The sequence below is a fragment of the Methanovulcanius yangii genome (genome assembly GCF_018687785.1).
In the GTDB taxonomy this organism is placed as follows: domain Archaea; phylum Halobacteriota; class Methanomicrobia; order Methanomicrobiales; family Methanomicrobiaceae; genus Methanovulcanius; species Methanovulcanius yangii.
The window spans coordinates 1,742,680-1,769,544 of sequence record NZ_LTBL01000001.1; the positions used below are offsets into that span (position 1 = coordinate 1,742,680).

23 protein-coding genes are annotated in these 26,865 nt (G+C 60.2%); 14 read left to right on the forward strand and 9 right to left on the reverse strand.

Annotated features, from left to right (window positions below):
• Positions 1-20 precede the first annotated feature (20 nt).
• Positions 21-509 (reverse strand): helix-turn-helix domain-containing protein, encoded by a 489-nt coding sequence (locus AZH53_RS08780; RefSeq protein WP_319643139.1) that lies wholly within the window; start codon positions 507-509, stop codon positions 21-23.
• 112 nt (positions 510-621) lie between these two features.
• Between AZH53_RS08780 and AZH53_RS08785 the strand changes: the two genes are divergently transcribed.
• From AZH53_RS08785 to AZH53_RS08820, 8 genes are all read left to right on the forward strand, one after another.
• Complete coding sequence (locus AZH53_RS08785) at positions 622-2,082, forward strand: aldehyde dehydrogenase family protein (RefSeq protein ID WP_319643140.1); 1,461 nt, start codon at positions 622-624, stop codon at positions 2,080-2,082.
• A gap of 21 nt (positions 2,083-2,103) precedes the next feature.
• Positions 2,104-3,006, forward strand: a complete 903-nt coding sequence (locus tag AZH53_RS08790) for an ADP-ribosylglycohydrolase family protein (RefSeq protein WP_319643141.1) — start codon at positions 2,104-2,106, stop codon at positions 3,004-3,006.
• 24 nt (positions 3,007-3,030) lie between these two features.
• Positions 3,031-4,023, forward strand: a complete 993-nt coding sequence (gene argC / locus AZH53_RS08795) for an N-acetyl-gamma-glutamyl-phosphate reductase (RefSeq protein WP_319643142.1) — start codon at positions 3,031-3,033, stop codon at positions 4,021-4,023.
• 31 nt (positions 4,024-4,054) lie between these two features.
• Complete coding sequence (locus AZH53_RS08800) at positions 4,055-4,549, forward strand: CBS domain-containing protein (protein ID WP_319643143.1); 495 nt, start codon at positions 4,055-4,057, stop codon at positions 4,547-4,549.
• Positions 4,546-5,718, forward strand: coding sequence for a bifunctional ornithine acetyltransferase/N-acetylglutamate synthase (gene argJ, locus AZH53_RS08805; RefSeq protein WP_319643144.1), 1,173 nt, complete (start codon positions 4,546-4,548; stop codon positions 5,716-5,718). Before AZH53_RS08800 ends, argJ begins: the two co-directional genes overlap by 4 nt.
• A 362-nt stretch (positions 5,719-6,080) precedes the next feature.
• Positions 6,081-6,221: a hypothetical protein gene (locus AZH53_RS08810; RefSeq protein WP_319643145.1), complete on the forward strand. Its 141-nt coding sequence runs from the start codon at positions 6,081-6,083 to the stop codon at positions 6,219-6,221.
• Between the two features lie 262 nt (positions 6,222-6,483).
• Positions 6,484-7,368, forward strand: coding sequence for an acetylglutamate kinase (gene argB / locus AZH53_RS08815; protein ID WP_319643146.1), 885 nt, complete (start codon positions 6,484-6,486; stop codon positions 7,366-7,368).
• Positions 7,369-7,666: 298 nt separating this feature from the next.
• Positions 7,667-9,652: a PAS domain S-box protein gene (locus AZH53_RS08820; RefSeq protein ID WP_319643147.1), complete on the forward strand. Its 1,986-nt coding sequence runs from the start codon at positions 7,667-7,669 to the stop codon at positions 9,650-9,652.
• A 35-nt stretch (positions 9,653-9,687) separates the two neighbouring features.
• Here the strand turns inward: AZH53_RS08820 and AZH53_RS08825 are convergent, their stop codons facing one another.
• Positions 9,688-9,972, reverse strand: a complete 285-nt coding sequence (locus AZH53_RS08825) for a chorismate mutase (protein WP_319643148.1) — start codon at positions 9,970-9,972, stop codon at positions 9,688-9,690.
• Positions 9,973-10,095: 123 nt separating this feature from the next.
• Here AZH53_RS08825 and AZH53_RS08830 point away from each other — a divergent pair, with 123 nt between their 5' ends.
• The gene (locus AZH53_RS08830; protein ID WP_319643149.1) at positions 10,096-10,752 is read left to right on the forward strand and encodes a zinc metalloprotease; all 657 of its coding nucleotides are present in this window, start codon (positions 10,096-10,098) and stop codon (positions 10,750-10,752) included.
• 294 nt (positions 10,753-11,046) lie between these two features.
• Here the strand turns inward: AZH53_RS08830 and AZH53_RS08835 are convergent, their stop codons facing one another.
• The 4 genes from AZH53_RS08835 to AZH53_RS08850 all read right to left on the reverse strand — a co-directional run bounded on the left by AZH53_RS08835 (position 11,047) and on the right by AZH53_RS08850 (position 17,429).
• Positions 11,047-12,156 carry a PKD domain-containing protein gene (locus tag AZH53_RS08835; RefSeq protein WP_319643150.1) on the reverse strand — a complete coding sequence of 370 codons (1,110 nt, stop codon included), beginning with the start codon at positions 12,154-12,156 and terminating at the stop codon, positions 11,047-11,049.
• 150 nt (positions 12,157-12,306) lie between these two features.
• Complete coding sequence (locus AZH53_RS08840) at positions 12,307-14,331, reverse strand: hypothetical protein (RefSeq protein ID WP_319643151.1); 2,025 nt, start codon at positions 14,329-14,331, stop codon at positions 12,307-12,309.
• Between the two features lie 299 nt (positions 14,332-14,630).
• Positions 14,631-16,796 carry a PGF-pre-PGF domain-containing protein gene (locus tag AZH53_RS08845; protein ID WP_319643152.1) on the reverse strand — a complete coding sequence of 722 codons (2,166 nt, stop codon included), beginning with the start codon at positions 16,794-16,796 and terminating at the stop codon, positions 14,631-14,633.
• 141 nt (positions 16,797-16,937) lie between these two features.
• A complete protein-coding gene (locus tag AZH53_RS08850; protein ID WP_319643153.1) occupies positions 16,938-17,429 on the reverse strand; it encodes a DUF367 family protein in 492 nt (163 codons plus the stop codon).
• Between the two features lie 35 nt (positions 17,430-17,464).
• Here AZH53_RS08850 and AZH53_RS08855 point away from each other — a divergent pair, with 35 nt between their 5' ends.
• From AZH53_RS08855 to AZH53_RS08875, 5 genes are all read left to right on the forward strand, one after another.
• Positions 17,465-18,298 carry a nucleoside 2-deoxyribosyltransferase gene (locus AZH53_RS08855; protein WP_319643154.1) on the forward strand — a complete coding sequence of 278 codons (834 nt, stop codon included), beginning with the start codon at positions 17,465-17,467 and terminating at the stop codon, positions 18,296-18,298.
• Positions 18,299-18,402: 104 nt separating this feature from the next.
• Complete coding sequence (locus tag AZH53_RS08860; RefSeq protein ID WP_319643155.1) at positions 18,403-19,785, forward strand: ATP-binding response regulator; 1,383 nt, start codon at positions 18,403-18,405, stop codon at positions 19,783-19,785.
• A gap of 822 nt (positions 19,786-20,607) precedes the next feature.
• Positions 20,608-21,921 (forward strand): PAS domain S-box protein, encoded by a 1,314-nt coding sequence (locus tag AZH53_RS08865; protein WP_319643156.1) that lies wholly within the window; start codon positions 20,608-20,610, stop codon positions 21,919-21,921.
• A 57-nt stretch (positions 21,922-21,978) separates the two neighbouring features.
• On the forward strand, positions 21,979-23,007 hold the full coding sequence (locus AZH53_RS08870) for a hypothetical protein (RefSeq protein WP_319643157.1): 1,029 nt from the start codon (positions 21,979-21,981) through the stop codon (positions 23,005-23,007).
• A gap of 126 nt (positions 23,008-23,133) precedes the next feature.
• Complete coding sequence (locus AZH53_RS08875) at positions 23,134-23,748, forward strand: FmdE family protein (RefSeq protein WP_319643158.1); 615 nt, start codon at positions 23,134-23,136, stop codon at positions 23,746-23,748.
• Between the two features lie 63 nt (positions 23,749-23,811).
• Here the strand turns inward: AZH53_RS08875 and AZH53_RS08880 are convergent, their stop codons facing one another.
• The 3 genes from AZH53_RS08880 to AZH53_RS08890 form a co-directional block, all read right to left on the reverse strand.
• Positions 23,812-24,567: an ABC transporter ATP-binding protein gene (locus AZH53_RS08880; RefSeq protein WP_319643159.1), complete on the reverse strand. Its 756-nt coding sequence runs from the start codon at positions 24,565-24,567 to the stop codon at positions 23,812-23,814.
• Positions 24,564-25,634 carry a FecCD family ABC transporter permease gene (locus AZH53_RS08885; protein WP_319643160.1) on the reverse strand — a complete coding sequence of 357 codons (1,071 nt, stop codon included), beginning with the start codon at positions 25,632-25,634 and terminating at the stop codon, positions 24,564-24,566. Before AZH53_RS08885 ends, AZH53_RS08880 begins: the two co-directional genes overlap by 4 nt.
• Positions 25,635-25,697: 63 nt before the next feature.
• The gene (locus AZH53_RS08890; RefSeq protein WP_406600388.1) at positions 25,698-26,777 is read right to left on the reverse strand and encodes an iron ABC transporter substrate-binding protein; all 1,080 of its coding nucleotides are present in this window, start codon (positions 26,775-26,777) and stop codon (positions 25,698-25,700) included.
• Positions 26,778-26,865 lie beyond the last annotated feature (88 nt).

Below are 26,865 nucleotides of genomic sequence, written 5' to 3' on the forward strand. Positions count from 1 at the left end.
TTTTTTTAGGGTTTTTCCCTTTATTCGATCATGCGCACGATCGATTCGAAGGCACCGACGTACGCCTCCGGGTTCGGCTTGATGATCGCGACCGGAATATCAACGATCCGCTCCACAAGGGTGGAGAGGATGGGAGCGCAGATAATCCCTGCCGCCCCGTCTTTTTCCGCCCGCACGGCGGCGATGATGCACTCTTCCATCGTATTTGCGGTATATCCCCGGATGCGGTAGGTCATCCCGCCTGCGGTGGCGGTCGTCCCCTGGAGTTCGTCAAGCAGAAACTTAGCAGCGATAACCGCAACGAAGTCTCGTTCCCGCGGGTCGAGGGCGTCGGCGATGGCCTTCACGGTTGAAAACCGGGGGTCGCGCTCGCCGGAGGTGATCTTGTAGAGGGTCGCCGCCGGGATTCCCGCACGCTCCGCAAGTTCCTTGATGCTCATATCCTTGCGTTCGAGCTCCTCTTCGAGTGCGGTCCTGAAATCGGTGGTAAAGACCCGGTGAGAGAACATATGGAGTACTATTGGGCATATCAAAATATGATATTATCCATTCGGGGTAAATTATTTGAGCATATGCGGGCAGACCGATCCATTTTTGACCTCTCGGGGACACTGCTGGTGCATGGAACAGCCGATGCCCTGTATTGTTGGAGGAGTCCGGGAGACGTGCGGGAATACCTTTGAGGTGCGCAGCCCGTATGACGGGTCGCTGGTCGCGTCCGTCTGCCGTCCCGGCCGCCACGAGTGTGGTGAGGCGCTTGCCCGTGCCGCCGGTGCGTGCGGGGAGATGGCGACTCTTCCGGCCTACCGGCGGGCGGAGATTCTCTCCTGCCTTGGAAGAGCCATTGAGGATCACAGCGACGAACTGGCGGACATCCTCGTACGAGAGGTGGGCAAACCACGGAAATTCGCCGAAGCCGAGGTGATGCGTGCGGCGTCGACCATCCTGCTTACGGCCGAGGAGGCAACCCGTTGCGAGGGCGATATCCTGCCCCTTGACCGCGACGCCGCAGCGGACGGGCGGACCGGGTTTCTGACGAGGGTGCCGGCAGGAGTGGTGCTGGGGATCACCCCCTTCAACTTCCCCCTGAATCTTGCCTGTCACAAACTGGGCCCCGCCATCGCTGCCGGGTGCCCGATCGTCCTCAAACCGTCCACCGCGACACCGGTTGCAACGCTCCTTCTCGGGGAGATGGCGCTCGATGCCGGAGTTCCCCCGGCGGCACTCTCGGTCCTCCCCTGCACTGCCGAAGATGCGGAGTGGATGGCGAAAGATCCGCGGGTGGCGGTCCTCTCGTTTACCGGCAGCCCGTCGGTGGGCTGGCACCTGAAGCGTGCCACCGCGGCCCGCCACGTCGCTCTGGAGCTGGGGGGCAATGCCGCCGTCATCGTCCACAGCGACGCCCCGCTGGAGTATGCCGCCGAGCGGATTGTCCAGGGAGGATATTCAAACAGCGGTCAGGTCTGCATCTCCACCCAGCGGGTGCTGGTCCACCGTCCGGTCTATGACCACCTCTGCGATATGGTCGTAAGAAGGGTTGCGGGCCTCGTCACCGGAGACCCGGCGGACCCCGCAACCGACGTGGGTCCGCTCATCTCGGAGTGGGCTGCGGAGACGGCGGAGAAGAAGATACGCGACGCGGTCGGGGGAGGGGCCGAACTGCTCTGCGGCGGGACGAGGGAGGGCCGGATGGTCGTCCCGACGGTGCTGGGGATGGCGACTGCGGGTGCCGCCGTCTGCGCCACCGAGCTCTTCGCCCCGGCGGTCGTCCTCCTCCCCTACGAGACGTGGGATGAGGCTCTTGCGATGGCGGCCGACACGCCCTACGGCCTCCAGGCAGGCATCTTCACGAATGATATGGACCGCATCATGGAGGCCGTCCGGTGCATCCCTGTCGGGGGACTGATGGTAGGCGACATCCCGACCTTCCGGACCGATGCGATGCCGTACGGGGGGGTCCGGCTCTCGGGAATGGGGCGGGAAGGGCCCCGTTATGCCATAAGGGAGATGACCGAGGAGAAGCTCGTCGTCCTCAACCGCCACGGTCTGCGGCGGGGCACCGGTGAGGATAGGTTTATCTGAGCGGCGACGGGATACCTCTCCATGATATCCCGGTACAGGGGGTGTATGCTGGGGGCGGCCGCGGGAGACGCCCTCGGGATGCCGGGGGAGACCATGCCGCCGCGTCCCGACAGGGTGACAGTGGAGTACCGTGCCGCCCACCGGCACCACCCCAATGCGGGGCTTTCTCCGGGAAGTTATACGGATGATACCCAGCTGATGCTCCTTGCAGGAGAGCTCCTCGCGGACAAAACATTCACCCCGGAGCGGTATGCAGCCAAACTCGCTGCCCTCGATGAGGATGAGGGCTTTCGTTTCCCCGACGGGCCCGTCCTGACCGCCTGCCGGCGGTATGCGGCCCAGGGACCGGGGAAGACGGGCGTGGAGTCGCCCGGTGCCGGGTGCATGCCGCTTGCCGTTCCCTTTGCCCTTGCCATCGGCGAACCCGACCGCCTGTATGAGGAACTCACCGCTGCCTGTGCCGTCACCCATACCCATATTGCCGCCCAGGCAGGGGCGGTTTCGTTTGCAATGCTCCTGCGGGCGACCCTTGCCGGAAACGGTGATCCCGTCCACGTGGCCGAACTCTGTGCCCGGTCGATGGACCCGCTCCTCTCCTCCCGCATCGCCACCGCACGCGACCTCTCCCGGGAGGGATTCTCCCTCGAGGCGGTCCTCCCCGTCATAGGAAATGACATATCGGTATACCAGACGCTCCCGATGACAGTCTACCTGATCTCCCGGTACGGGGATTCCGATCTCCTTCTTCCCCTTGCGGCACATATCGGCGGGAACAGCGACACCATCGCCTTTCTCTGCGGGGCGTGGCTCGGCGCACGCTGGGGGACGGGGGCGTTCTCCCCCGCACTCCTCGACAATCTCGAGGACAATGAGAGAATCGCGGCGGTTGCGGAGGGGCTTCTTGCAGTGGGCGGGAAGGATTAACTCGTTTTAAACATACCTTTGATCATGGAGATTGCAATCATCGGCGCATCCGGCTTTACGGGCGGGGAGCTCATCCGCCTCTGCGCCGGCCATTCATCTGCGGAGGTGACATGTGCGACCTCGCGAAAACTGGAGGGGACCGGGGTTGCGGTCACCCATCCCCATCTCAGGGGGATCACCGAGCTCAGGTACACGAACCCGGAAACGGGTGATATCGATGCAGACGTCGCATTTCTCGCGGTGCCGCACACCGCGGCGATGCAGTATGCGGGCGGGCTTCTCGAACGCGGGATTAAGGTCATCGACCTCTCGGCCGATTACCGGCTCCCGAAAGACATCTTCGAGACGGTCTACGGCGTCACCCACACCCATTACTTCGAGGCGCCGTACGGCCTGCCGGAACTGCACCGGGAGGAGATCCGGGGAGCACAGTTCGTCTCGAACCCCGGCTGTTTCCCGACGGGGGCGACGCTTGCGGCGGCACCGCTTGCGGCCAGGGCTGCGACCATCATCTACGACTCGAAGACCGGGGTCTCGGGTGCGGGGGTCAACCCTTCGGCTACGAACCATTTCTGCCATGTGCATGACAACCTGACCGCATACAAGTGGACCGCCCACCGCCACCTCGCGGAGATGAAGATGGAGGCGGGACGACTCGGGTCGGCCGCGTCCGTCCATTTCACCCCGCATCTCCTGCCGGTGAACCGCGGCATCCTGACGACGGCACATATATTGCTGGACGACCCGATAACTCAGGACGAGGCAGAGGCGCTCTACCGGGACTTCTATGCAGGCGAGCATTTTATCCGGCTCCAGTCCCCGTCACTCGCCGGGGTTCGCGGGAGCAACTTCTGCGACGTCGCCATCGAGGTCGAGGCAGGCGGCCGCCGTGTCGTCGCCGTCTCGGCGATCGACAATCTCGTGAAGGGAGCGTCCGGCCAGGCACTCCAGAATATGAATATCATCTGCGGCCTGCCCGAGACCGACGGACTGGGGGTCGTTCCCCTTCTCCCGTAGGGGGGGCTGTGCCGCACCAGAGGTGTATGTGATGAAAGTCAGTGAAGTGATGACCCGAAACCCGATCACGGTCGCCCCGGACACGCCGGTCGCCGAGGTCTCAAAGACGATGAAGAAGAACCGTATCGGCGGTCTGCCGGTCGTGGAAGGCGACAACCTCGTGGGGATTGTGACCGAGACGGACATTCTCTCGCTCCTGAATCCTCCGGAGATCAGCGACGATCTCTGGCTTCCCTCCCCCTTCGAGATCATCGAGATTCCCATCCGGGAGCTGATGAACTGGGAGAAGACGAAGGAGGCGCTCTCGGATATCGGGGAAATGCCCGTCTCCGAGGTGATGACCGATGACGTCATCGCCATCGACGGGGACGAGGACATCGAGGCGGCCGCCTCCCTGATGATGAAGGAAGGGGTGGCCCGTCTTCCGGTCCTGGAGAACGGGGTCCTTGCCGGCATCCTCACCCGTGCGGATATCGTCCACGGCCTCGGGTCCCGCTACAACCCGGACGAATCGGAGGAGGAATGAAGAGCATCTGCGCAGTGGAAGGGGTCTCCTGCGCCGGCATCAAGGAAGGCAAGTATGGTCTTGCGCTCATCAGGGCGTCGGGGACGGCGGCGGCCGTCTTTACCCGCAACCTCTTTGCCGCCGAACCGGTCCACCTGATGCGGGAGCGGATGGCGGCGGGCCGACTCGACGGGATCATCGTCAACTCCGGCAATGCCAACGTCTATACGGGGGAGCGTGGGCTCGCCGACGCCCGCCGGATGGCGGAGATCGGTGCGGAGGCTCTCGGGACCACTCCGGATATGATCGGTGTCGCCTCGACGGGTGTCATCGGCCGGTTTATGAAGATGGAGATCATCGAACGGCAGGCCGCGGCCATTGCAGGAGGGATCCGGTCCGATGCGGCGGCGGAGGATGCAGCCGCGGCCGCCATCATGACGACGGACCTCATCCCCAAACATGCCTGTGCCCGGAGGGACGGGTTTACCGTTGCGGGCATCACCAAGGGCTCCGGGATGATCGCCCCGAATATGGGGACGATGCTCGGGTTCGTCTATACCGACGCAGAGGTGCCGGCACCGGTTCTTCAGCAAATGCTCACCCGTGCCGTCGACCGGAGCTTCAACCGCGTGGTGGTCGACGGGGACACCTCCACCAACGATTGCGTCTTCGTGACGGCGACCGGGATGCGGGGTCCGGCGGATGCGGAGGAGCTCTACGGGGCCCTCGAGGAGGTCTGTATCAGCCTCGCCCGCCAGATTGCCCGGGACGGCGAAGGGGCGACGAAACTCATCGAGGTGCGGGTGACCGGTGCCGCCCGCGAGGAGGATGCGGCCGAAATTGCCCGCACCGTCGTGGGATCCCCGCTTGTCAAGACCGCCGTCTACGGCGAAGACCCGAACTGGGGTCGGATCATCGGGGCCGCCGGACGGGCGGGGGTCGCATTCGACCCGAATATGGCGACCATTACCATCGGCGAGGGGGACGCGGAGGTCGTGCTGGCACGCCGGGGCGAGATCCTCGCCGATGATATGGTAAACCCTGCGGCACTCGCCGCCGCAAAGGACCTGATGAAGAGCGACACCGTGATCTTCGGGTTCGATCTGGGGGCGGGAGCAGAGTCCGCGAGCGCGTGGGGCTGTGATCTCACCGAGAAGTACGTGGAGATCAACGGAAAGTACACCACCTGATATCCTTTTTTTGCCCGAGAGGCCGGGCCCCTTCAGACCCGTTTCCCGGTGATGCCGGGGACAGAAACCTTTACGGTGGTGGCCGTTCTCTCAGGAGGTGATCGGTATGGGTTCATCATTCACCGAACGCATGTCCTGTCTTGCCATCGCGCTCGACAGAGTGAAGGAGGCGGCCTATGCATGCCTGGACCCCGATGTCTGCGGGAGCGTACAGGCGGCGCGTGAAAATGCCCGGCTGTTTGCCACCATCATCGAGGCATTTGCAGGGGACTCTTCGGCGTACGATCCGCAGGCGGCACCAAAGGGGGGCGGGAAGAAGAGGTCCCGCCCGGTACTGCCGCCAGAAGGGGCAGGGCACGGGTATGAGCGGTCTGCCGATCCTCCTCAACACGCTTGTCGCCGAGCGGGAATTTCTCGGCGAGTACGGCACGTTCAGCATGCCCGACCGGGAATTCGAGGCACAGGTCAGGGCGATGCTGGAGAGCATCAGGCCGGAAGGCTGATTCGGATGCAGGCTTTTGGTCAACGCAGTGCGCCGAAAGGTTACGATCGCCTTCTGTTTTCTGTACACGACCGTCAGGGTTGTACCTCATTTTTCCACGGAAGCCGGATGGATACGGCGGGGTGTCGCCCTGCAGGTGTATTCACTGCGGAAGCAGCTTTATCGTATGGTGCTCCCAATCTGTGATGATTAGCCCCGCCGACCGTCCACTCCCGCAGGAGGGAGAATGATGAACGCAAGGCGGGGATGAGTGAGGAACAGGCATGAAACGTGAAGAAGTCCTGATGGAGGCGATGCCGTATATCCAGCGGTTCCACGGCAAGACGATCGTCGTCAAACTGGGGGGACACGCCATGGTCGACCCGAAGATACTGGATACGGTGATCCAGGATATCGTGCTCCTCAGGTATGTGGGGATGAACGTCGTCGTCGTCCACGGGGGCGGACCGGAGATTACCCAGAAGATGGAGCAGATGGGCAAACAGCCGAAGTTTGTTGCAGGGCTGCGGGTGACCGATGCGGAGACGATGGAGATCGCCCAGATGGTCCTCGTCGGCAAGATCAACGACGGTATCGTCTCTCTCATCTCGAAGTTCGGTGCCCTCGGTGTCGGGCTCTCCGGCAATGACGGCAACCTGATGTTCGCCCGCAAGGCCGGCACCCGGCGGGTCATGGTCGATGACGAGGAGCACGAGGTCGACCTCGGCCTCGTGGGGGATGTGGAGAAGATCAATCCGGGCATCCTCGAGGTCCTGATCGGAAAGGGCTATATTCCCGTCGTCTCCCCGGTGGCAATCGACCGGGCCGGGCGTTCCCTGAATGTGAACGCCGACACCGCCGCGTCGGAGATTGCAATCGCGCTCGGGGCCTACAAGCTCATCAACCTCTCCGATGTGGACGGCGTCATGAACCAGACCCGTACGCGGACCTATCAGCGTCTCCAGGTCTCCGAAGCGGCACGCCTCATCGAGGACGGGACCATCGTCGGCGGTATGATCCCGAAACTCGAGGGGTGCATCAAGGCACTCATGGAAGGAGTGTCTCATGCGCATATCCTCAACGGCAACCGCGACCACAGCCTTCTTCTGGAACTCTTCACGGACAGTGGTGTCGGTACGATGATCCTCAGGGACGGGGATCATCCCTGATCTCCACAATTATTAAGGTAATCATTATTTCGTCTTTAATTTGGACGTATTATCCGGATTGATTGAGTAAATATATATAAAATCTGATACCACGTATCGTATAATGCGCAACGCGGCAAATCAGGTCAGGTCTTTTATTTCTGAAGATAATCCTCAATTCTTCCTGATAATCGGATTTGTCACGCTTTTTGTATTTGCAATAGTTATTATTGGTCTTTTCAATGGGATTACCACGCTTCTGCCTCATTTATTCTATATACCAATTGTTTTTGCCGCGTACCGGTATCCGCGTGAGGGAATGGCCCTCTCCGTTTTGATCGGTTCGGTGTACCTGGTGCTGGTGACGACCATCATGGGCCCTGTTCCCGATGTGGTGATCAATGCCTACGGCCGTTCGGTGGTAATCGTTGCAGTGGGGGTCATCGTTTCCATCCTCTCGCTGCGGCTGAGCAGTGAAAAGGAGAAGTATCTCGGCCTTCTCGATGACCAGAATGACCTCGTTGCGATGATAGAGAGCGACGGGACCTACAGCTTTGTCAATGCCGCCTACTGCCGGTTCTTTGGCGCCTCCGCGGATGAGATCATCGGCATGTCCTATCATGAACAATACCCTCCTGAGGAGAGTGCCCTTCTCGATACGTTCTTCCGGAGCCTGAGCCCCTCACACCCGTCGGGGGTTATGGAACTGCGGGCCCGAGGTGCGGATGGCATCATGCGGATGTTCCAGTGGAACGTGAGCGGACATTTCGGCGAGAAGGGGAAGAGCGGCTCATACCTCTGCAGCGGGCGTGACATCACCTCGCTGCGGGAGATGGAAAAGGCGCTTCGTTCGTCAGAGGAGAAGTTCCGGGCCCTCTTCAGCCATGCCCGGGACGGCATCCTGGTCAATGGGCTCAATGACGACCTGACCTTCGATCCGTTCTTCGAGATAAACCGGTATACCCTGGATCTCTTCGGGTATGAGCGCGAGGAGATGGCTGTGATGACTCCCCTCGATCTGGTCGTGAGTGCCCCGCAGGCCATGCCGCACTGGCTTGAAACGGTCCGGGAGGGGACGGCCCGGACCTTCCGGGAAGAAGTACAATGCCGCCGCCGGGACGGATCGGTCTTTCCCGCGGATGTGACTGCCGTAGCCTTTGATCTCCACGGGAGTACGGTCATCCTCTCGATACTGCGGGATATATCCCTGAGAAAGGAGGCACAAAAGAAGATTATCCGGTCGGAAGAGCTCTACAGAACCCTCTTTGAGAACACCGGGACGGCGATGCTCGTGGTGGACGACGACGGCACCATCCGCAATGCAAACAATGAAGTTGAAACGACATTCGGGTACCCGAAGGCGGCGCTCCTCTCGGGAGAGATGCGGTTTGACGACATCACGGTTCCCGAGGAGCGGTTTGGGGATCTGGGTGCCGTTGCTGCAAAGGAGGGGCCCGATGCACGGTTCAGGGGCAACATTCGCCTCATCGATGCCACGGGGATGTACCGGGACACCTTCTGTACCATCGCCCGCATCCCGGGGACACAGCAGTTGATTCTCTCCATCGCCGACCAGACCGGGACCCGGCAGAGCAGCCTTCTCCTCGCAACGGTCAACGAGATCAACCAGGCGGTCGTCTATGAACGCGACACCGGGTTCCTGATCCAGCGGGTCTGCAGTGAATTTACCGCACTTGATGAATACTACGTGATCGCCATCTCCATCATTGAAGGGTCTGGCCTCGTCTACCGGAAGATCTCAGTCGAGGCCTATGAACCGATGCACAGGGCATATCTCCGTTCCGCCGGCGGGGCAGATCGCGCCACCCGGAGCGGCCTTGTGGAATATGATGAATGGCAGGAGACGGAAGGTGACGAGAGGCCGATTCAGGTGATCAACTTCCCGATGACCGCAGATGAGGAGATCATCGGGGCGATTACGGTCTACCTCCGGCCAAGTGTCTCGATCACCGACCCGGAGATCGACACGCTCGGCGCCCTTGCCAATGACATCGGGTTTGCCATCCGTTCACGGCGCCTCGAGGCGGAGAAGCTTGAGGCGCTTGCACAGATTGAGAAGAATATCGAACAGCTCTCCATCATCAACGATCATATCCGAAATCCGCTCCAGGTGATCGTGGGGTATGCGGTCCTCGACGACTGGGAGCACACGGAGAAGGTGGTCGATCAGGCGGAAGAGATCGACCGGATAATAAACCGCCTCGATCAGGGATGCCTGGAATCCTCAAAAATCAGGGAATATCTCATCCGGCACTCTGGCATCCACCCGGGCGATGATACCTAGGCGGCCCGACCACACCGTTTTGTCTTCAGCCTTGTTCAGGGGAGGTTGCCCTCCCCAAGAAATTCGTGCTGCCGTTCCTCGCTCATCCGGATAAGAAGGGCGAAGATGGTTCTCGTCTCGACCGGATCGATGTTTTTCTCCACTGCATAGTCAAAGGCACGGGAGAGGACCCCCTCCCGCTGGCGGGAATCGATCACCGGCAGCCCTTCATGATGCTTGAACTCCGCCATCCGGGCAGCGAGTGCCTGGCGGTCGGCGATGAGGTCGATGATTTTTCGGTCAACGGACGCGATCTCCTCGCGTAACGCCTCAAGTGTCATTACCAGTGCTTCTGCTCCCTTCCCCATTAATTCTTATGCCGTGGGCGGAAAGGAAACGGGGTGGCGGCGATGCAGGACCCGACCATTGATAACCCTTCGCGGCAGAGTACTGGGAAGAGATCTATGCAAAAAATGCTCGACCTAATCAGGCCTGAAGAGCGAAAGGACCTGATCATCGCGTGTGTGGCACTGTCGCTCGCCTTTACCCTCGTCTTTATCCGCGGAGGGTGGACACCGGTCTTCCTGGTGGTCGTCTTTCTAAGTTCGGTCGTCACCGTCGGCCTCGGGTTCATCCTCCATGAACTCGCTCACAAGTTCACCGCAATGAAGTTCGGGTACTGGGCGGCGTTTCGAAAGGACAACCAGATGCTGCTCATCGCCGTTGCGCTTGCGGCCCTCGTCGGCGTGGTCTTTGCGGCCCCGGGTGCGACGATGATCTACGTCCCGCCCGGCCGGGAGATGACCAAGGAAGAGAACGGGAAGGTGTCGGTTGCAGGGCCTATTGTCAATCTCGTCCTCGGCGCGGTCTTCGTGGTCGTCCTCCTCACAGGAGCGGCCCTTGCCCTCTGGCCCCTCGTAGTGCTGGGCACCATGGGCCTCTCGGTGAACGGAATGATTGCCTTCTTCAACCTGCTGCCCATCAGCATCCTCGACGGCAGAAAGGTGATCGCCTGGTCGCCGGTGGTCTTTGCTGTCCTCATCATCCTCTCGCTCGGGATGATCCTGCTCTCATCGGACTTCGGCGGAAGCCTCTCCATGCTCCTGTCGCTTGTGTCCTGAGGAACAGACCCCACCTTTTTTTTCTCCCCGGTATTTGTTATCGAGACGTGCTGTTTCCCCCCTGACCGCACGAAGTCACAAAGTGGCTCTCCTTTCCGTGTTCTCATCGCATCGCCCGGCAGGGCTGAAAAATGTGTGGGAGGCATCCGGATACAGGCAGCGGCGTCCGGGGGAGACCGGGGTGTGCTGGTTCCGGCGTTGTGCAGGCCGGGGGGGAACATGGAGGTCCGCACGTATCGCACGCAAGGACCCCGGAGTACGGCAGGGATCAAAGAAAAGGAAGGGAGGAACCGGTCAGCCACGGCGGTTGCCGCGTCCCAGAAGGAGAACGGCGCCACCGAGCCCCGCGGCTGCCATCCATGCCGGGAAGGGTGTCTCCGTCGGGCAGGGGGTGGTCGCCGGAATGGGGGTTCCCACCGGGGTCTTTGTCGGGAGCGTCTCCGTCGGGGTGGGCGGGGCCGCATCGACGGTAATGTAGCCCTCCTTCTCGACCATGGCGAGGTACGCATCAGCCGTCCAGACACTCATCCTGACGGTATAGGTGCCGGGAGTGGTGTAGGTGTGTGCCGGGTGTTCCTCGCCCGCACCGTTTCCTACACTGCCGTTTCCGTCCCCGAAGTCCCACGCCCAGCGGTCCGCACCGGGGGCGGACGAGGTGAACTGTACCGTCAGGGGTGCCGTTCCGTTGAGCGGTTCTGCGACAAAATCGGGCGGAATCTCGAGGGGGGTGACGGGGGTAATTCCCCCGACGACGATGAAGTCCTTCTTGACAACTGCATCTTCACGCCCGCCGGTCCCCTTAATGGTGAGGGAGACGGTGTAGAGGCCGGGGAAGGTGTAGGTATGGACCGGGTTGGAGATGTCGGTGCGTTCTTCGGGCAAAAGATAGGTGTCGCCGAAGTCCCACACCCACTCGTTCGCCCAGCCGTTCCTCACATCGGCGGCGTTCGTTCCCTGGAAATATACGGTCAGGGGGGCCGGGCCGGACTTCGGCGTCGCGGAAAAGTCCGCCCGGTTCACCGCTCCCGGTTCGGTGGAGGACGGGGTGATGCCCCCGCCGCTGACGACGATATAGGCCTCCTTCTTCTCCGTTCCCAGATAGGCGTTGCCGGCGTAGGCGGTCAGGGTGACCGTGTAGACGCCCGGTTCGAGGTAGGTATGGACAGGGACCTCCTTCTCCGGAGTCGACCCTTTGACGCCGGTCCCGTCCCCGAACGTCCAGTCCCAGGTGTCCGCGCCGGGGGCGAAGGCCGAGAAGGTGACCTGCAGGGGCGGCGGGCCGGTGACCGGGATGGCGGCAAAGTCAACTGGTGCGTCCTCGCCCGCGGCAAGGGCCGGCAGGATGCAGAGGCAGGCACAGAGCAGTCCTGCAAAACAGCACAGGATGGTAATTCGTCGAATCATCGTATTTCACTCCTCAATGGTGCTTCGTTCTACCTGCGGGGTTATGTAGCTTTTCTTCAGGAGAAGGAATTGCGATTCAGGGAAGGAAGAACGGTGGGATGCGGTGGGATAAAAACAGGGGGGGGGAGGCCCCTGCCCGGGAAAACAGAATTATTTCTTCTGGCTGTTCATCAGGAAGAATGCACCCGCTCCTATGATCACCACGATCATGATGCCCCAGACCCACGGGAAGCCGCCGGTGGTGTTCTGTTGGGCAGCCTGTTCAATCGGCCCGACGGGTACGGGCCCGTTGTCCGTCGGTTCGATCGTCGGGGTGACCTCCGGAACGGTGGTCGGTTCCGGTGTCGCCGTTACGGACGGCTCAGGCGTGGGTGTCTCCGTCGGTTCGGCGGCGGTTGCATTATCTTCGCCGACGGTTGGCGTCGGTTCGGGAGTCGGCGTCGGCGTCTTCGTCAGGTCGGGTGAATCGTCGTCGTCATTGACGATGACCACGGGGGCGGGGGTCGGCGTCGCGGCCGTCACGGTGATGGTGGGGCAGTCGTCCACGACGACGGCGTACACCGGCATTATTGTCCCGGCCATGACCTGTGCACTGATAGGGGTGAGGTTGCCGATATCATCTTCGCTGAGGTCGTAATCTTCCATCTCTGTTGTGTCGATGCCGAAGACGGTCAGTGCGGTCGCATAACTCCCGGCCCCCGTGTAGGTGTGGGCGGCGGTGTACGGGTCGTCCACATTCCAGAGCATGCGGCCATAGGTGCCGTCACCGAAGGTGAAGAAGCCCAGCAGGTACTCGTCACCACTCCGGACGGCGCCGTTCTCTCTGTTCTGGGTCAGATTGAAGGTCACTGCGAGGGGGGTCTCTCCGGTCGTGGGGTCGGCGGCGAGGGTGAAGGCGGGGGAGGAGTCCGGCATTGCATACGCGATGAGGGATCCCTCTCCGGCCGATGCCTCATAGGCGATGACCGGAACATCGGTCTCTCCGTCGGACTGGACGGCAAGGGAACAGCGGGAGATGGTGGTATAGGTGGCAACGGTCTCCGATGTCCAGTCCGTTTCAGGGTTGTATGTGGCGTACATCAGCTCGTCAGCGCCCTCGGCGGGACTGAGGGGGAAGGCCGCCCGGACCATTCCGTCACTGCCGACGGCAATGGAGAGATCCGGGGCAAGCCCCGTGTAGAAGGTAACCGGTTCCAGATCCATCTGGAAATAGCGATATGAAAGGAGGCTGTCCGAACGTCCGTAGAGAACCCGGTAGGTGCCCGGATTGAGCCTGTTGGTGAAGAGGAAATGGGCAAGGCCGTCATCGGTCGCGGCAATGGCGACGCTGCCGAAGGAATATCCCTCCCAGTTATGAACCGCATCTGCGCTGGTCCATACCGTGCCACCGTTGGTGGAGTAGGCGTAGACCAGCCCCTCCCCTCCGCCGGAGGTGCAGTATGAATACAGGACGTGCAGGCGCCCGTCATCGCCGCGGGAGAAGGCACAGACACCGGGGTAGTCCACCTGTGCTATCACCGTCTCATCACCGAAGGCGGGGGTGGCGCCGCCCGTTGGCGTTCCCTCGCGGTAGACGATGGAGTATCTCTCGTCGCCGGGGTTGCCCCTGAAGTAGACGATGCCGACCTTGTCGGACTCACCGTCCCGCCATGCGGCGGAGGCAAGGGACTGCTCCCAGAAGTTGATGTCCATCTCCTCCATCACCACGGCGGAGAGGTTGTAGGCACCTGCCCCGCCCTCTGCATCGGAGAAGAAGACCTGGCCGACATTCACCTCGGGGGTGTAGTTGTTGAAGGTACCGATGACATACGGGGTGGCCTGCGGGGAGTTGAGAAGCGTCTCGGTGATCGTCAGGGCGTAGTGGGCGTAGCCGCCATCCACTCCCATATTCTCCCAGGACGAGGGAACATGGAAGATCTCGTTCGTCTCCTCGGTGCCGTCGGCATTGCGGTAGACATAGAAGGCGACATTTCCGCCGGTTTCCGTCGAATAGACGATGGAGACGTACTCCCCGTCTGTGTTCAGATACGATACCGCACGCTCGGTGCCGAGGTGGAATGAGGGTCCCGCTCCCACATCGGTGATGCTCCAGTCGTATGCCGCCGCCGGCAGTACGAGGAGGGCACCGATGAAGAGCAGCACCGCTGCTCTGAAGAAAATTCCTGAATGATTCATAAAAAACACATACCTACGGAAAATTTCCGTTCTATTCACGTATGAAGGAAATTTGTATGTAAACATAGGTTTATATAATTTATCGATTCCTCCTTCGAGGAATGCGAATAATACGCCGAATTCTCCCTCAAAAACATTTTTTGGCGATAGTAATCGGCATCGCCGGACGGTGAACCTGAGCAGCGAGCGGAATTACCCGGCCCTGAAGATCTGCATTCCCCCTGAAGATGGGGAGGCAGACATGGATCGATCCCTGTGTTCCTTGCTCTGTTCAGCCGAAAAAAGAAGAAGAATGTCGGTTATTTTCGCCGCCATGCCGCCCATACACCACAGGCCGCAAGACCGCCAATGAGTGTGGCAAGGGGTGCGGGGGATTGGGTGGGGGTCGTCTCCGGGACGGGGACCGTCACCGAGGGGATGGGGGTTGCCGTCGGTTCGGTGGGCGTTACCTCCGGAGTGGCTGTGACATTGGCGTCTTTCCCGGTGGGGGTCGCTTCCGGTTCGACCGTCTGTTCATCGTTGCCTGAGACATTCTCTTCGATCACCTGTTCGAGCTCGGGCAGGTCGCGGATGGTGGCCTTCTCGTCAAAGATGATCGCAAAGTAAGAAAAACCCGGCGTATAGGCGCGGTAGTAGACATAGGCCCCCTCCTTCTTCTCGAGTATCGTCGGAAGGAGTTCCCACCCGTCCTCCGTCAGGTGCACGAGGGCGACATCCTCCGTGGTGTAGCCGGAGGAGAGAATCACCTGTTCGGGAATTCTGAATCTGATGTATGCGCCGAGCACGTCTGTCTTCGTGATGCCGGCAAGGCTCATCTCCAGATAGCGCCAGACCTGTCCGGAGGGCACCGTGTCATCGGGTGGCCCGTTCAGGCTGAGCACCGAAGCGACCGTGTCCTCCGGGACGACATATCCGAGGATTTCGATTGCCTTCACCGGTTCGCTCGTGAAGTTGAAGGTGGCCCATGTCATATTACCGGGTCCGCCCTCTGTGGAGGAAGCCCGCTGGCTCTCCGGTTCGGGAAGAGTGGAATCGTCGCCCATGGGAGGAGCGGTGACCGTTATGGTCTGCTCCCTGATGACGCTGGCCGTTTCGGAGGTCGCGCTCATCGTGATCGTATAGCTTCCGGGGCCGTCATAGACCGTGGTGTCGGTCATCCCGGTGCCGGTGTCACCGTTGCCGAAGTCCCACGCGACCGAGGACGGGGTGACGAGAGGGGAGGTCGCCGTCACGGTGACGGTGAGGGGGGCCTCTCCCGAGGAGGGTTCGGCGGTGAAGGTGGGGTTGAAGACGGGGCGGAGTACATACAGGAGTGAATTGCTTTCGTTATTGAAGAAACACGAACCGATAACCGGTTTTTCGCCGTCATACGAAATGCCAGGATATGCGAAGTAGTAGTTGTAGGGAGGAGTATCGGCGGGAGCAGCCAGCGCCGACGTTTCAAGTGTTCCGCTGCTGCCGGTCACATACCGCAGCGTGTTGAGTCCGCCTTCAATCATCGAGTAGGCACCGTGGACGGTGGTCCCGTCCATTGCGAGATCCACCCCGCGGAATTGCGTGGCAATCGTTGATCCGTCGATTGCCGGGCCGGTGCTCCATCCTCCTGCATCCTGCTCTGCAAGGTACAATTTCTCGCCGTCGAGGTCGGAGAGCTGGGCCACAAAGAGCAGCCGCCCGTATCCGGCACTATCGACGGCGATGGCATGCTGGGTGATGGGGATGGGTGTGGAGAATATGTCTGTCGCCCCGGCAACGTCCCACCCTCCGGAGGGATCATATGCAATGACCCTGAGCGAGGTGGTGGCTGTATCGAAGTAACTGACGAGAAGGCCGCCACCCGGTGTTGCCGCCACTGATGGGACGGGTCCGGCATTGGGTGCAATCGGGTCGTTTTCCCACGCGGGTTCATTGTACCAGGCGTGGGTGAGAACTCCTGTGACCGGATTTTTGTAGATGATATGGACATTTTCAGAACTGTCGAGTGCGATTGCCGTCCAGCTGTCATCTCCGGTTGTGGCTAAGAAGGATGGTACGATGATACTTTGATGCCACGTTACACCGTCGTCGCTATAGGAGAGCCAGAGTTGACTCATAACGAGGGAGCTATCGGTATAGAGGTAGCTCATATACTGCGTCCCGCCGGTGGAAACGGCGCCTGCGGGGCCGACCACATGCTCTTCTCCCAAGAGTGACGGTCCACTCGGCCCATTCACTATTGAGAAATCTCCGGATAGCAGTTCATTCACGTAATTTAAATGCCAGACTACTCCATCTGAAAACGCAATCCCCATATGTGCACGTCCGCCGTTGTCGAAGGAGACAGCAGAATAATCCACCGTATCGCCGAGATCCTTCACTCCGGCAGTCCAGTTCGCATCCACATCCACACTCGGCATCGGCGCCGGCGTCGGCATCACCAGCACGCAGGCCAGCAGGATCCCCATCAGTATTTTCCATGTCTTCATCTTTTTCCCCCGATATACCCTCAGGTAGTTAGTAATAGGAGATTTTTGCCATTCCTTAAATCTTTTGCGAAAAAAAGGGAAAAATAAAAATATTCAGCAGTCCCTGCCGCAAATGTCGTCCGGAGCCTTCCTTTTTTTCCCTTAGAGATAGCACTCCTGAATCGCGACGACTTCCGCCGAGTCGCGGGCGGCGGCATACTCCCGCAATGGTTCGGCGTTCACCTCAAGAAACCGCATGCCCCAGCCGAAGCGGGCGAGGATCTCCGTCGCCTGCTCTTCCTCTCCCAGAATCCAGAGGGTGGCGGCGAGCGCCTCGACCGAGTTGAGCATGCAGGGGCGCCCGAAATGGCCCGGATTGGCGGCAACGAGGAAGGGGAGTGCACGGCGAAGCGGCCAGGTCCGCACCACGATGTCGTCGAGCACCTCCCATGAACAGTCCAAAACCGTGATCGACGGCACCCCCTTATCGGCGGGGGAGAGTGCCTGCTTCGCATTTGGGTCGAGAATGAGGCTGGATTTCGGGATTTTTTTCAGCGAATCGACCACCCTGACATACCCGAGGCGGCCGAGTTTCTTCACCGAGCATTTCTTCGGGTCGCAGGAGTTGTCGCGGTAGGCAAGGAGAGGTATCATGAATCTTACATGGGATGGGAACAATAGGGATATCAATGTATGTCCTTGTAAGCCCCTGCATATGCGATCCCACCCTCCGTGCGGATGGGATCACGCGTGATGATGATCTCAGGGCCTTTGCAGCGGCGCTCGACCGCTGCCGGGAATTCGGGGTGGAGGCAGTCTCCCTCCCCTGCACGGAGACGGCCTATCTCGGCACCCCCCGGGCCCCGGGGCCCTACCGCGGACGGCTGGACACCCCGGAATTCGAGGCAGTCTGCGATGAGGCGGAACGGGAGGTCCGGAACCTGATTGCCCGGCGGGGACCGCCGGTCTGTATCGTGGGCGTCAATTCGTCCCCCACCTGCGGGGTCGACCGCTGGTACGAGACCGATGATATCCGCCGTGAAGGACGCGGAGCGTTTCTGACACGGTTCCCCGATATTCCTGCAATCGACGTCCTTGCATTTGCCCGGTACCGGGTCTATCTCGCCGCGCCGCTCTTCTCCGAAGCGGAACGGGACTTCAACCGCCGGCTGGCCGACATTCTCGAAGAGCACTGGTTCAGGGTGCACCTCCCGCAGGAGACCGGGGACAGCTCGCCGGAACGGATGGCTGACCACACCCGGGCGATCTATGATCAGAACCTCGCGGCCCTCGCCGAGGCGGACCTGGTCGTTGCGGTGATCGACGGTGCGGACGCCGATTCGGGAACGGCATGGGAGATGGGCTACGCTTCGGCGATGGGCATCCCGGTCTTCGCCCTTCGTACGGACTTTCGGCATGCCGGCCGGCACGAGCGGGTCAACCTCATGCTCGAGGAGTCGTCGATCGTCTCGGGGGCCGTGCATCACCTGCCGCCTCTCATGAAAAGCCCGCTATCCCTCTGATGACGGGAATGCCAATTATTATCACGATTACTGAGATAATATTCATTTAATCAGGCGTCCGGGGAGCGGTGAATGTGCGCTTCCCCGGGGTTTCGGGGTGAGGCATGCCAAAACGGAAGATACTGGTTGTAGAGGATGAGGCGATCATCGCGATGGAGCTCAAGGAAACCCTTGAGCATCTCGGATATTCGGTGCTGCGGACCGTATTCCGGGGGGAGGATGCGGTCCTCCTCGCCGAGAAGACGCATCCGGATATCGTTCTGATGGATATTCACCTGAAAGGAGAGGTCGACGGGATCACCGCCGCCGAGGAGATCTCGACACGGTTCAACATTCCGGTCATCTTCATCACCGCCCATTCCGACAAGGAAACCCTCGCCCGCGCCATCCGCTCACGCCCGTACGGCTACCTCATCAAACCGTTCAACGAACGCGACCTCTACTCCAATATCGAGATGGCCATCCACAAGCACCGGGTGCGCTCCAAACTGGAGGATGATGCCAATGATATGGTGGATTCCGCCCTCAATATCATCCCGGAGGCCGTGGTCATCGCCGACCCCAAAGGCCGCATCATACGCATGAACCTCGAGGCTGAGCGCCTGACCGGCTATCCCCTCGCAGAGGTGAAGGGGATGCAGGTCTTCACCGCCCTGGGCGTCACCATCCCCGGCAGGGACACCCTGATGGAGAAGCTCCTCGTCTCGACGGAACATGCGGGATCGATGGTCTCCTTCCCCTCGATGATCAATATACGCACCAAGAAGGGGGAGCGGTTCCCGATGATGCTCTCCACGGGCCTGATCCGCGAAGAGGGAAGCACCCGGATCATGGAGATCGCCTTTGTCATGGAGACGCCGCCGCACACCACGGTCCCCATCCGGGGGGTGACAAACGCCGGAGGGAGTACGGACGCCCTTATCCGGGCGATGCGACCGCCCTTTGTGAGCGTGACGGGGGATCTCTCCATCACATCATTCAACGACGCATTTGCACGCCTCTGCCGGTATTTCGGCCGTGACGCACCGGTGGAAGGCATCGGGCTGCACCGGGCGCTGCCGGAATTTTTCATCGGGGATGCCGGTATCATCGAGGAGATCATCAATGATGCCAGAAGCTTTGCCACCGAAAAGGCCGTCAAGACGGCGACGGGAGCGGCGGTCTTTGCGCTTGAGTATATGCCGTATTCATCCTCAAACGGGGTACTGGACAGCGTCGCCATCCAGATACGGAACATCTCCGATGAGAAACTCGCCGTTCACCGTTATGAAAAAATCCTCCGCGATTTCAGGACCTCGGAAAAGATCATCGGTGAGGTCGGGGACCTCTGCGGCTCCCTCAAGGCAACCATTGCCCGCATGGGGCAGGTAAGCGAGGAGGAGGGGGGGATATCGCAGGATATGCGGCGTGAATTTGCGTCGTCTAAAAACACCCTCGAGGAGATCGATATCCGTCTCATCGAACTTGAGGGATACCGCAAGCGGTAAAACCGCAAGACCCCGTCCGTAGGTTACGCGTCCCTCGTCAACCCAATATTTTTCTTCGTGTGCGTCGACTGCACGCTTTTTTACAATCTGCGTGTCCCGGCACTTCCTGAAATGATCCGGTGCCTGCGGTGACGAATCGTGGGGATGTCCCGGAAGCCATGCCTCCCTGCCGCAGAAGGGGGCGCCCGGAACAGGCATGGTTCCCCAAAGATACGTCCGGGAGATCACTTCGGCGGCTTGGGAACGGATGGCCGGACCCGGAGGAAATGCCCGGCGAAGATGGGATGGTGGAGATGCGAAATACCGTCTCCAGGGAATGTGGGCGGTGCATACTGATTGTGGTGCGAAGATTTGAAAGAAATGCGCAGTGTTCCGGTGTGAACATTGCAGAAGGAATGAAATGAGGTGATATGGAATCACACTCATGGGGGATTGGTGCAGTTGTCGGGGGCGGTTCCTTGTGCTTGATTATGGTGGTACGTGTGTTGGTGTTGGTGTTCGTGTTGCGTGTTGTTGAGAGGTGTGGTGTGTAGGGTGCCCCCGACCATCCCTGATTCACTGGTTCAGGAGGTGGGTATGGAACCGACCATGGTGGGTGGCCGTTCCATGTCATTCCTGTTCGGTGTAGGTGATAGACCTCGCTGGAATGGAGTATGGGTATCGGTTCCCAGTCGCTTCGGACTGGTACTGATCATAGATATGAGCCATGTATATTTAATACTTTCTTCTAACGCCAAGCATTGAGTGTGGCGTTGTGACCTTGCGTTATGCGAAGCATCAACGAAATCTATAATAAACGACGTGTGCAATATCTGCTGAACTATGGGCTGCGACTTTCCTGAAGAATTATCCCGGATTCTTGAGATCCTCAAAGCTAACCCAAAAGGAATGTCGGTTTCCGACATTGCCGGGGAAATATCGGTCAACCGGAATACGGTGTCCCGCTATCTCGATATGCTGCTGATCTCGGGACAGGTGGAGATGAAGACGTACGGGAAAGCCAAGGTCTTCTACCTCTCGCAGCGCGTCCCCATCTCGTCGATGATGAACTTTGCCTCCGACATGGTCTTTGTTCTGGACCGTGACTTCATCGTGGTGGAGACCAACGATGCCCTTTGCCGCTTTGTTCAGGAGAAACGGGAGGTTATCTGCGGCATTCCAATGCGTGATTCCGCTCTCGTCGCCTTTGATCACCCTCTCATCACCGCCCGCCTCCGCGATGCCATGGAGGGAACCGAGTCGGTGGATGAACTCAGATATGTCAGGGTCGACGGCGAACTCTTCTACCGGGTAAAGATCATCCCGACCGTCCTTAACTCCGGAATTCCGGGGGTGACGGTGATGCTCGAGGACATCACCGAACGGCGCCGGGCGGAAGAGGCCCTCAGGGAATCGGAACAGAAGTATCGCGCCCTTGTCGAGCAGATCAATGACGCCATATGGATCATCGATGATGATTGGACCTTCAACTATGCAAGCCCGCGCACCGAGCGTATTCTCGGGTATGAACCAGAAGATCTGCTCGGGAGGAGGATCTTCGATTATCTCCTTCCCGGTGAGGAGGAGAGGGTCATTGCCCGTCTCACCGACGCGGCGGAGGAAGGAAACGGGGGGGCGGTGATCACTGTCGCCATGCGGCATCATGACGGCCATACCATCGACGTGGAGGCAAGCATCTCCCCCGAATTTGACGAGCTGGGGAACCTCGCCGGATTCAGGGCCGTATGCCGTGATGTTTCCGAACGCCGGGCCGCCGCACGCCGTGTGCTCAAATGGAAGACATTTCTCCATTCCATTCTCCAGAATATCCCCGCGATGGTCTTCGTGACGGAATCACGCACCCACAATATCATATTCTTCAACCGATCGTTCAAAGTGAACTTCGGCGCGGATGCGGATCTCATCACCGGGAAGCGGTGCGTGGACATCTTCCCCCCCGCCCTGTGCAGGGTGCTTGCAACGGGGGACAACGAGGCGATCACCACCCGGCAGGAGTTCGAAACGGACAGGATGCCCTGCTACATTCCCGGCAAGGGCGAGCGGACCGTCAGCATCAAGAAGGTGCCCCTCTTCTCCTCGTCAGGCGAACTCAAGTACGTCCTCGGGATTGTAAAGGACGTAACGGCGACCGAATAATCCGTCGCAGGTATCTATTTATACCCTTTTGACATCTCTCCACCGGAGATGGATGGGATGAAACCAAACACTTCGGGGAGGCGTGGCGTCTCTTCGGCATGGCGTCATTTCACAGTGCTTGCCGTGGCCTGCATGGTGATCATTCTGCCCTGTGCGGCGGAGACGGTATCGAATGTGGCAAAGGGAGATCCGTACGTTCTGACGGGGGTGGCGACGGGAAACCCGCAGCCCGGCCTTGCGGTCTGGACCTTCGGACCGAATTACTGGAAGTATGATGTGGTACAGACGGAAGGGAGCAGCTTTACGTATACCCTGCCGGGAGGGGAGACCTCGCAGATGTCGGTCGGGATGTACCAGGTCATCGTCCAGCATCCGATGGGCAACGGGCGTCTGGACGCCGAACCACGAACGGATTACCCGGGACCGGGACAGGTGAGCGTCGTCTCGGCGGACGGGACGTCATTTATCATAGCGGGGTCCGGGGCGCTGACGGGGGGGCAGGCAGCGCTTGCCCTCGTCAATATGCTCAGCTCGCCGAACATCGATGACACGTATTTCCAGACCTCGTTCATGCTGGAGAACGCCTTTGTGGAGGTGGAGAACGCCGGGACCGGTGTCTACCAGGTGGGAAGCATCCTGAGTTTTGGCGGATATACGAATATGGCCGTGGGTAACCAGCTCATCTACACCGTCCGTTCGGCTGAGTTTGGTCCGACGCCAAAGACGGTGCAGGCGCCGTATTCGGGGGCGACGGGCAGCCTGATCGTCCAGCCCGGCAGTCCCCTGAATACCTGGGAGTTTTCCATTGACACGGCCGGATGGAATCCCGGCTATTACATCGTGGAGGTGGAGAGCCCCCGGAACCAGCGGACCTTCTCGGGCACCATCCAGCTGACGGAGGGGCCGGTCCCGACCCCGACGGTGATTGTGGTTCCGACGCCGACGATCATCACTCCGGCGCCGACACTGCTTCCCACGACACCGGCATCCCCGGTCCCGACGGAATCGCCGGCGGGCGTCCTTGCGGTAGTCGCGGCCTTCGGGCTGGGGTGCCTCCTTGCCAGGTCAGGAAACCGGGTAGAATGAGATGGGGTGCCCCCCCGGATATCCCGGGTTGGCCGGATGATGCCGGGGCGCTTTCAGCCCTTGGAAATGTCCGGCATTGAAGGCAGGGAAGAATGCATATCCGTTATCAGCGCCAAGATATGGGTAATGAAGGATATTGACCAGATGTTTCAGGAAGCGGTCGTATTTCACGGACATTCCTGCCCCGGACTTGCAATCGGAGTCCGTGTGGCCGTTATCGCACGCGAGGTGCTCACTGCCGGAAGGGCCGAGGACGAAGACCTCGTCTGCATCGCGGAGACCGATGCCTGTGGCGTGGATGGTATCCAGTTCGTCTCAGGGTGTACGGCAGGGAAAGGAAACCTGATTATTCATAACTACGGAAAGCAGGCGTTCTCCTTTTTCAACCGGGCCACCGGGAAGGCCGTCCGCGTGGCGGTGCGTCCCGAGGCTGCCATGGATGCGAGGGACCCGGAAGGCTGGGCGGCACGGATGGCGGTCTTTGCCGGGACTGCAACCCCCGAACAGCTGGCGGCCGCCGAGGCATCCAAGGAGAGGATGATCGACGTTTATCTCCATGGCCCGCAGGAGGAGGTCTACTCCGTCACCATGATTCCCGCACCGGAGATCCCGAAGGCGAAGGTACAGGTCTCCGTCATCTGTGCCGGCTGCGGTGAACCGGTGATGCCCGCACGGGCCGTCGAACGGGACGGAAAACACTTCTGTGTTCCGTGCAGTGAAGCGGACCATCTCAAAGAATAACTATTTTTTCGGCCCTTCAGGTGGGTTCATCCAACGAACCCGGTCGGAAGCGGCGGCGTCTTTTCAGCAGACCGGGACGACGACCGGTCCGCTCTTCAGGGTCTCTACCTCGACCTCCACCTCGTAGACCTCGCGAATGGTCTCGGAGGTGATGATCTCCGGTCCGCCGCTGGCATATATCGCATTGTTTTTGAGCAGGATGAACCGATCGGAGAACCGAAGCGCCGTATTGATGTCATGCATCGTCATGACGGCCGCAACCGTATGGCCCCGCACCACCTCGCAGACGATCTTCAGGATCTCCTGCTGGTTTTTCAGGTCGAGGCTGCTCGTCGGTTCGTCGAGGAGGAGGAGTTTCGGTTCCTGAACGATGGCACGGGCGATGGAGATCTTCTGGAGTTCGCCGCCGCTCATCTCGTCGATGTAGCGCATCGCAAGATCCTGCATATTGAGGCGGCGGATGACCGCCTCCACCATCCGCAGGTCCTTTTCGGAGGTGTTCCAGGTGATGTGGGGGCGCCTGCCGAGGAGGATGGCGTCATAGGCGGTCAGGCGTCCCTTTTCGCAGTGCTGCGGCACGTATCCCACCTTCTTTGCGACCTCGGGGAGGCTCACCTTCATGATGTCCTCGTTCTCCACGAGGATGGAGCCTGCCTTCGGATGGTGGATGCGGTTGATGCACTTGAGAAGCGTGGTCTTGCCGACGCCGTTCGGGCCGAGGATGGTGAGCACCTCATTCGGCCGGACGGAAAATGAGACGTCCTCGAGGACTTTTCTGCTGTTGTACTGGAATTCTACGCCATTGATGTCGAGGATCATCTGGTATACCCCCGTATGAGGAGATAGATGAAGACCGGCGCCCCCAGAAATGCCATCAGGATGGCCACCGGCAGGATATGCGGTGCGAGGATGAGCCGTGCGGCGGTGTCCGCTGCGAGGAGGAGGAGGGCCCCGGTGACGATCGTTCCCGGAATGAGGAAGCGGTGGTCGTCACCGATGAGCCGGCGGGTCATGTGGGGGCAGACGAGGCCCACGAATCCGATGACGCCCAAAAAGGAGATGATGACCGCCGATAAAAAGGAGGAGACGACCATGCCCACGAGGCGGATGCGCTCGACATTCACCCCGAGCCCCTTCGCCGTCTCGTCTCCGGCATCGATTGCATTGTAGTTCCAGGAATGGTAGAGGAAGTAGATGGAACATATGGCGGTAACGACCGCCATGAAGATCAGTTCGCCCCAGTCCGCCCGTCCCACGTCGCCGAACGTCCAGAAGACGACGGCCGCAAGCTGCACGTCATCGGCGAAGTACTGGAGAAACATCGTCCCTGCGGTAAAGAGCGAGCCGATGGCAATCCCCGCGAGCACCATCACCTCGGGGGAGGCCCCACGGAGCTTCGAGATCAGGAGGATGATTGCCGTTGCAATCAGGCAGAAGACGAAGGCGACGATGGTGGTGATGTACGGGTTGTTGAGGACGATGGCATCGGCACCGGTACTGTGCATCGTGCCGGTCCCCAGGACGATCACGGAGAAGGCGGCTCCGAATGCCGCGGCATTGGAGATACCAAGGGTGTAGGGCGACCCGAGGGGGTTTCTGAGGATGGACTGCATCGCAACACCGGCAACGGCGAGCCCCGCTCCGGCAACGATCCCCGCGAGCGCCTGGGGGAGCCGGATGTTCCATATGATCGTCTGCCACTGGGGCGATGCGTGCTGCCCGAGAAGGGTCTGGATCACCTCCAGCGGAGGTATGCCCACGGCCCCCACCGAGATCGAGTACACGAGGAGTACAAAGAGGAGGGCAATACCGGTGAGGATTATGGAAATCTTCCTTCCGGTATATTTCAGATATTCTTCCGGGACGGTGCCGTCATTCAGGTGCATGTGTTCTCTCCTCGTGAGTGGGTGCTGACTTTCATGGCGGGATGCGATGATTTTTGTTTGAAATCAGATCTCCAGCCGGGTGAAGGCAAGGTCTGCAAACTCTGCGCTCATCTCGTCGAAGACGGGCTCGCCGACGAGGAACGTATAAATCTCATCTGCCTTTCCTGTGGGGTCGATGTCCGCAAAACGGCCCGGATAGAGGACGCTGCCGATGTAATAGGCATCCGCAAGGATGCTCCCGTGATTCTGCGTGTAGCAGTTGTAGGGCAGGACGCCATAGACCTCGCCCGCCTGAACGGCGCCGAGTGCCTGGTAGGACGGGTCGTCCGCAAGTTCATCGATGGCGGTCGGGTCTGTCTGGAGCGTGAAGAGGTCAACGAAGATGACGTCGGGGTTGTATTCGACGATCTTCTCCTTGGCAACATCCGCATGCTCGGTTCCCAGTTCGGCCACGACGTTGTCCGCGTTCACAAAGATGAACGGCGGATAGGCGGGTTCGGTGGACTGGAATCCGTGCGGACCGCGGTAGGCGATGCCGCCCACATAGGTCGTCGGCTGCTCATCCTCCGGGACGTCGGCGGTTCTCGCGTTCAGATCCGCAATCGCCGCATCGAAGTAGGCGATCACCTCTTCCGCCCGGTCTTCCTTACCCATGACCTCCCCCATCAGACGGAGGGATGCGTCCATGTCGGCCCGGTATGCGGAGAGCGATCCGTAGTTAAGGGCGATGACGGGAATGCCGGTCTTCTCCGAGAGCTCATCCGCCTCCTCGGGAGAGATGAGCTGGGTCTTGAAGATCACCTGTGGGTTGGCCGCGACGATCTTCTCCGGATCGTCCTTGCCGCGGAACTCTCCGATCAAGGGATAGTCCTTAAACTGGGGGTTTGCAAGGGCATACGGCCGGGCATCAAATATGGTCTCCTCGATCTCGATGCTGTCGACCCCGACCACCGCATCCTGCGCCTGCAGGTAGGTGAGGTACCTCAGGCACCCGGAGTTGGAGCAGACGACCCGGTCGGGGCTCTTCGGAACGGTGACCTCCCTTCCGAGGCCGTCGGTGACGGTGATCATCTCATGTGTTCCGGTCTCCTGTCCGGTGCCGGCCTGCGCACTGGTGCCCGTATCGGTGCAGCCGCACGCCATCGCGATGACCAGGCATGCCCCGATGGCAAGAAGGCTGATTATCTGTCGGTTTGCTATCACGAACGTACCACCTTTCGTTCTCGAATAG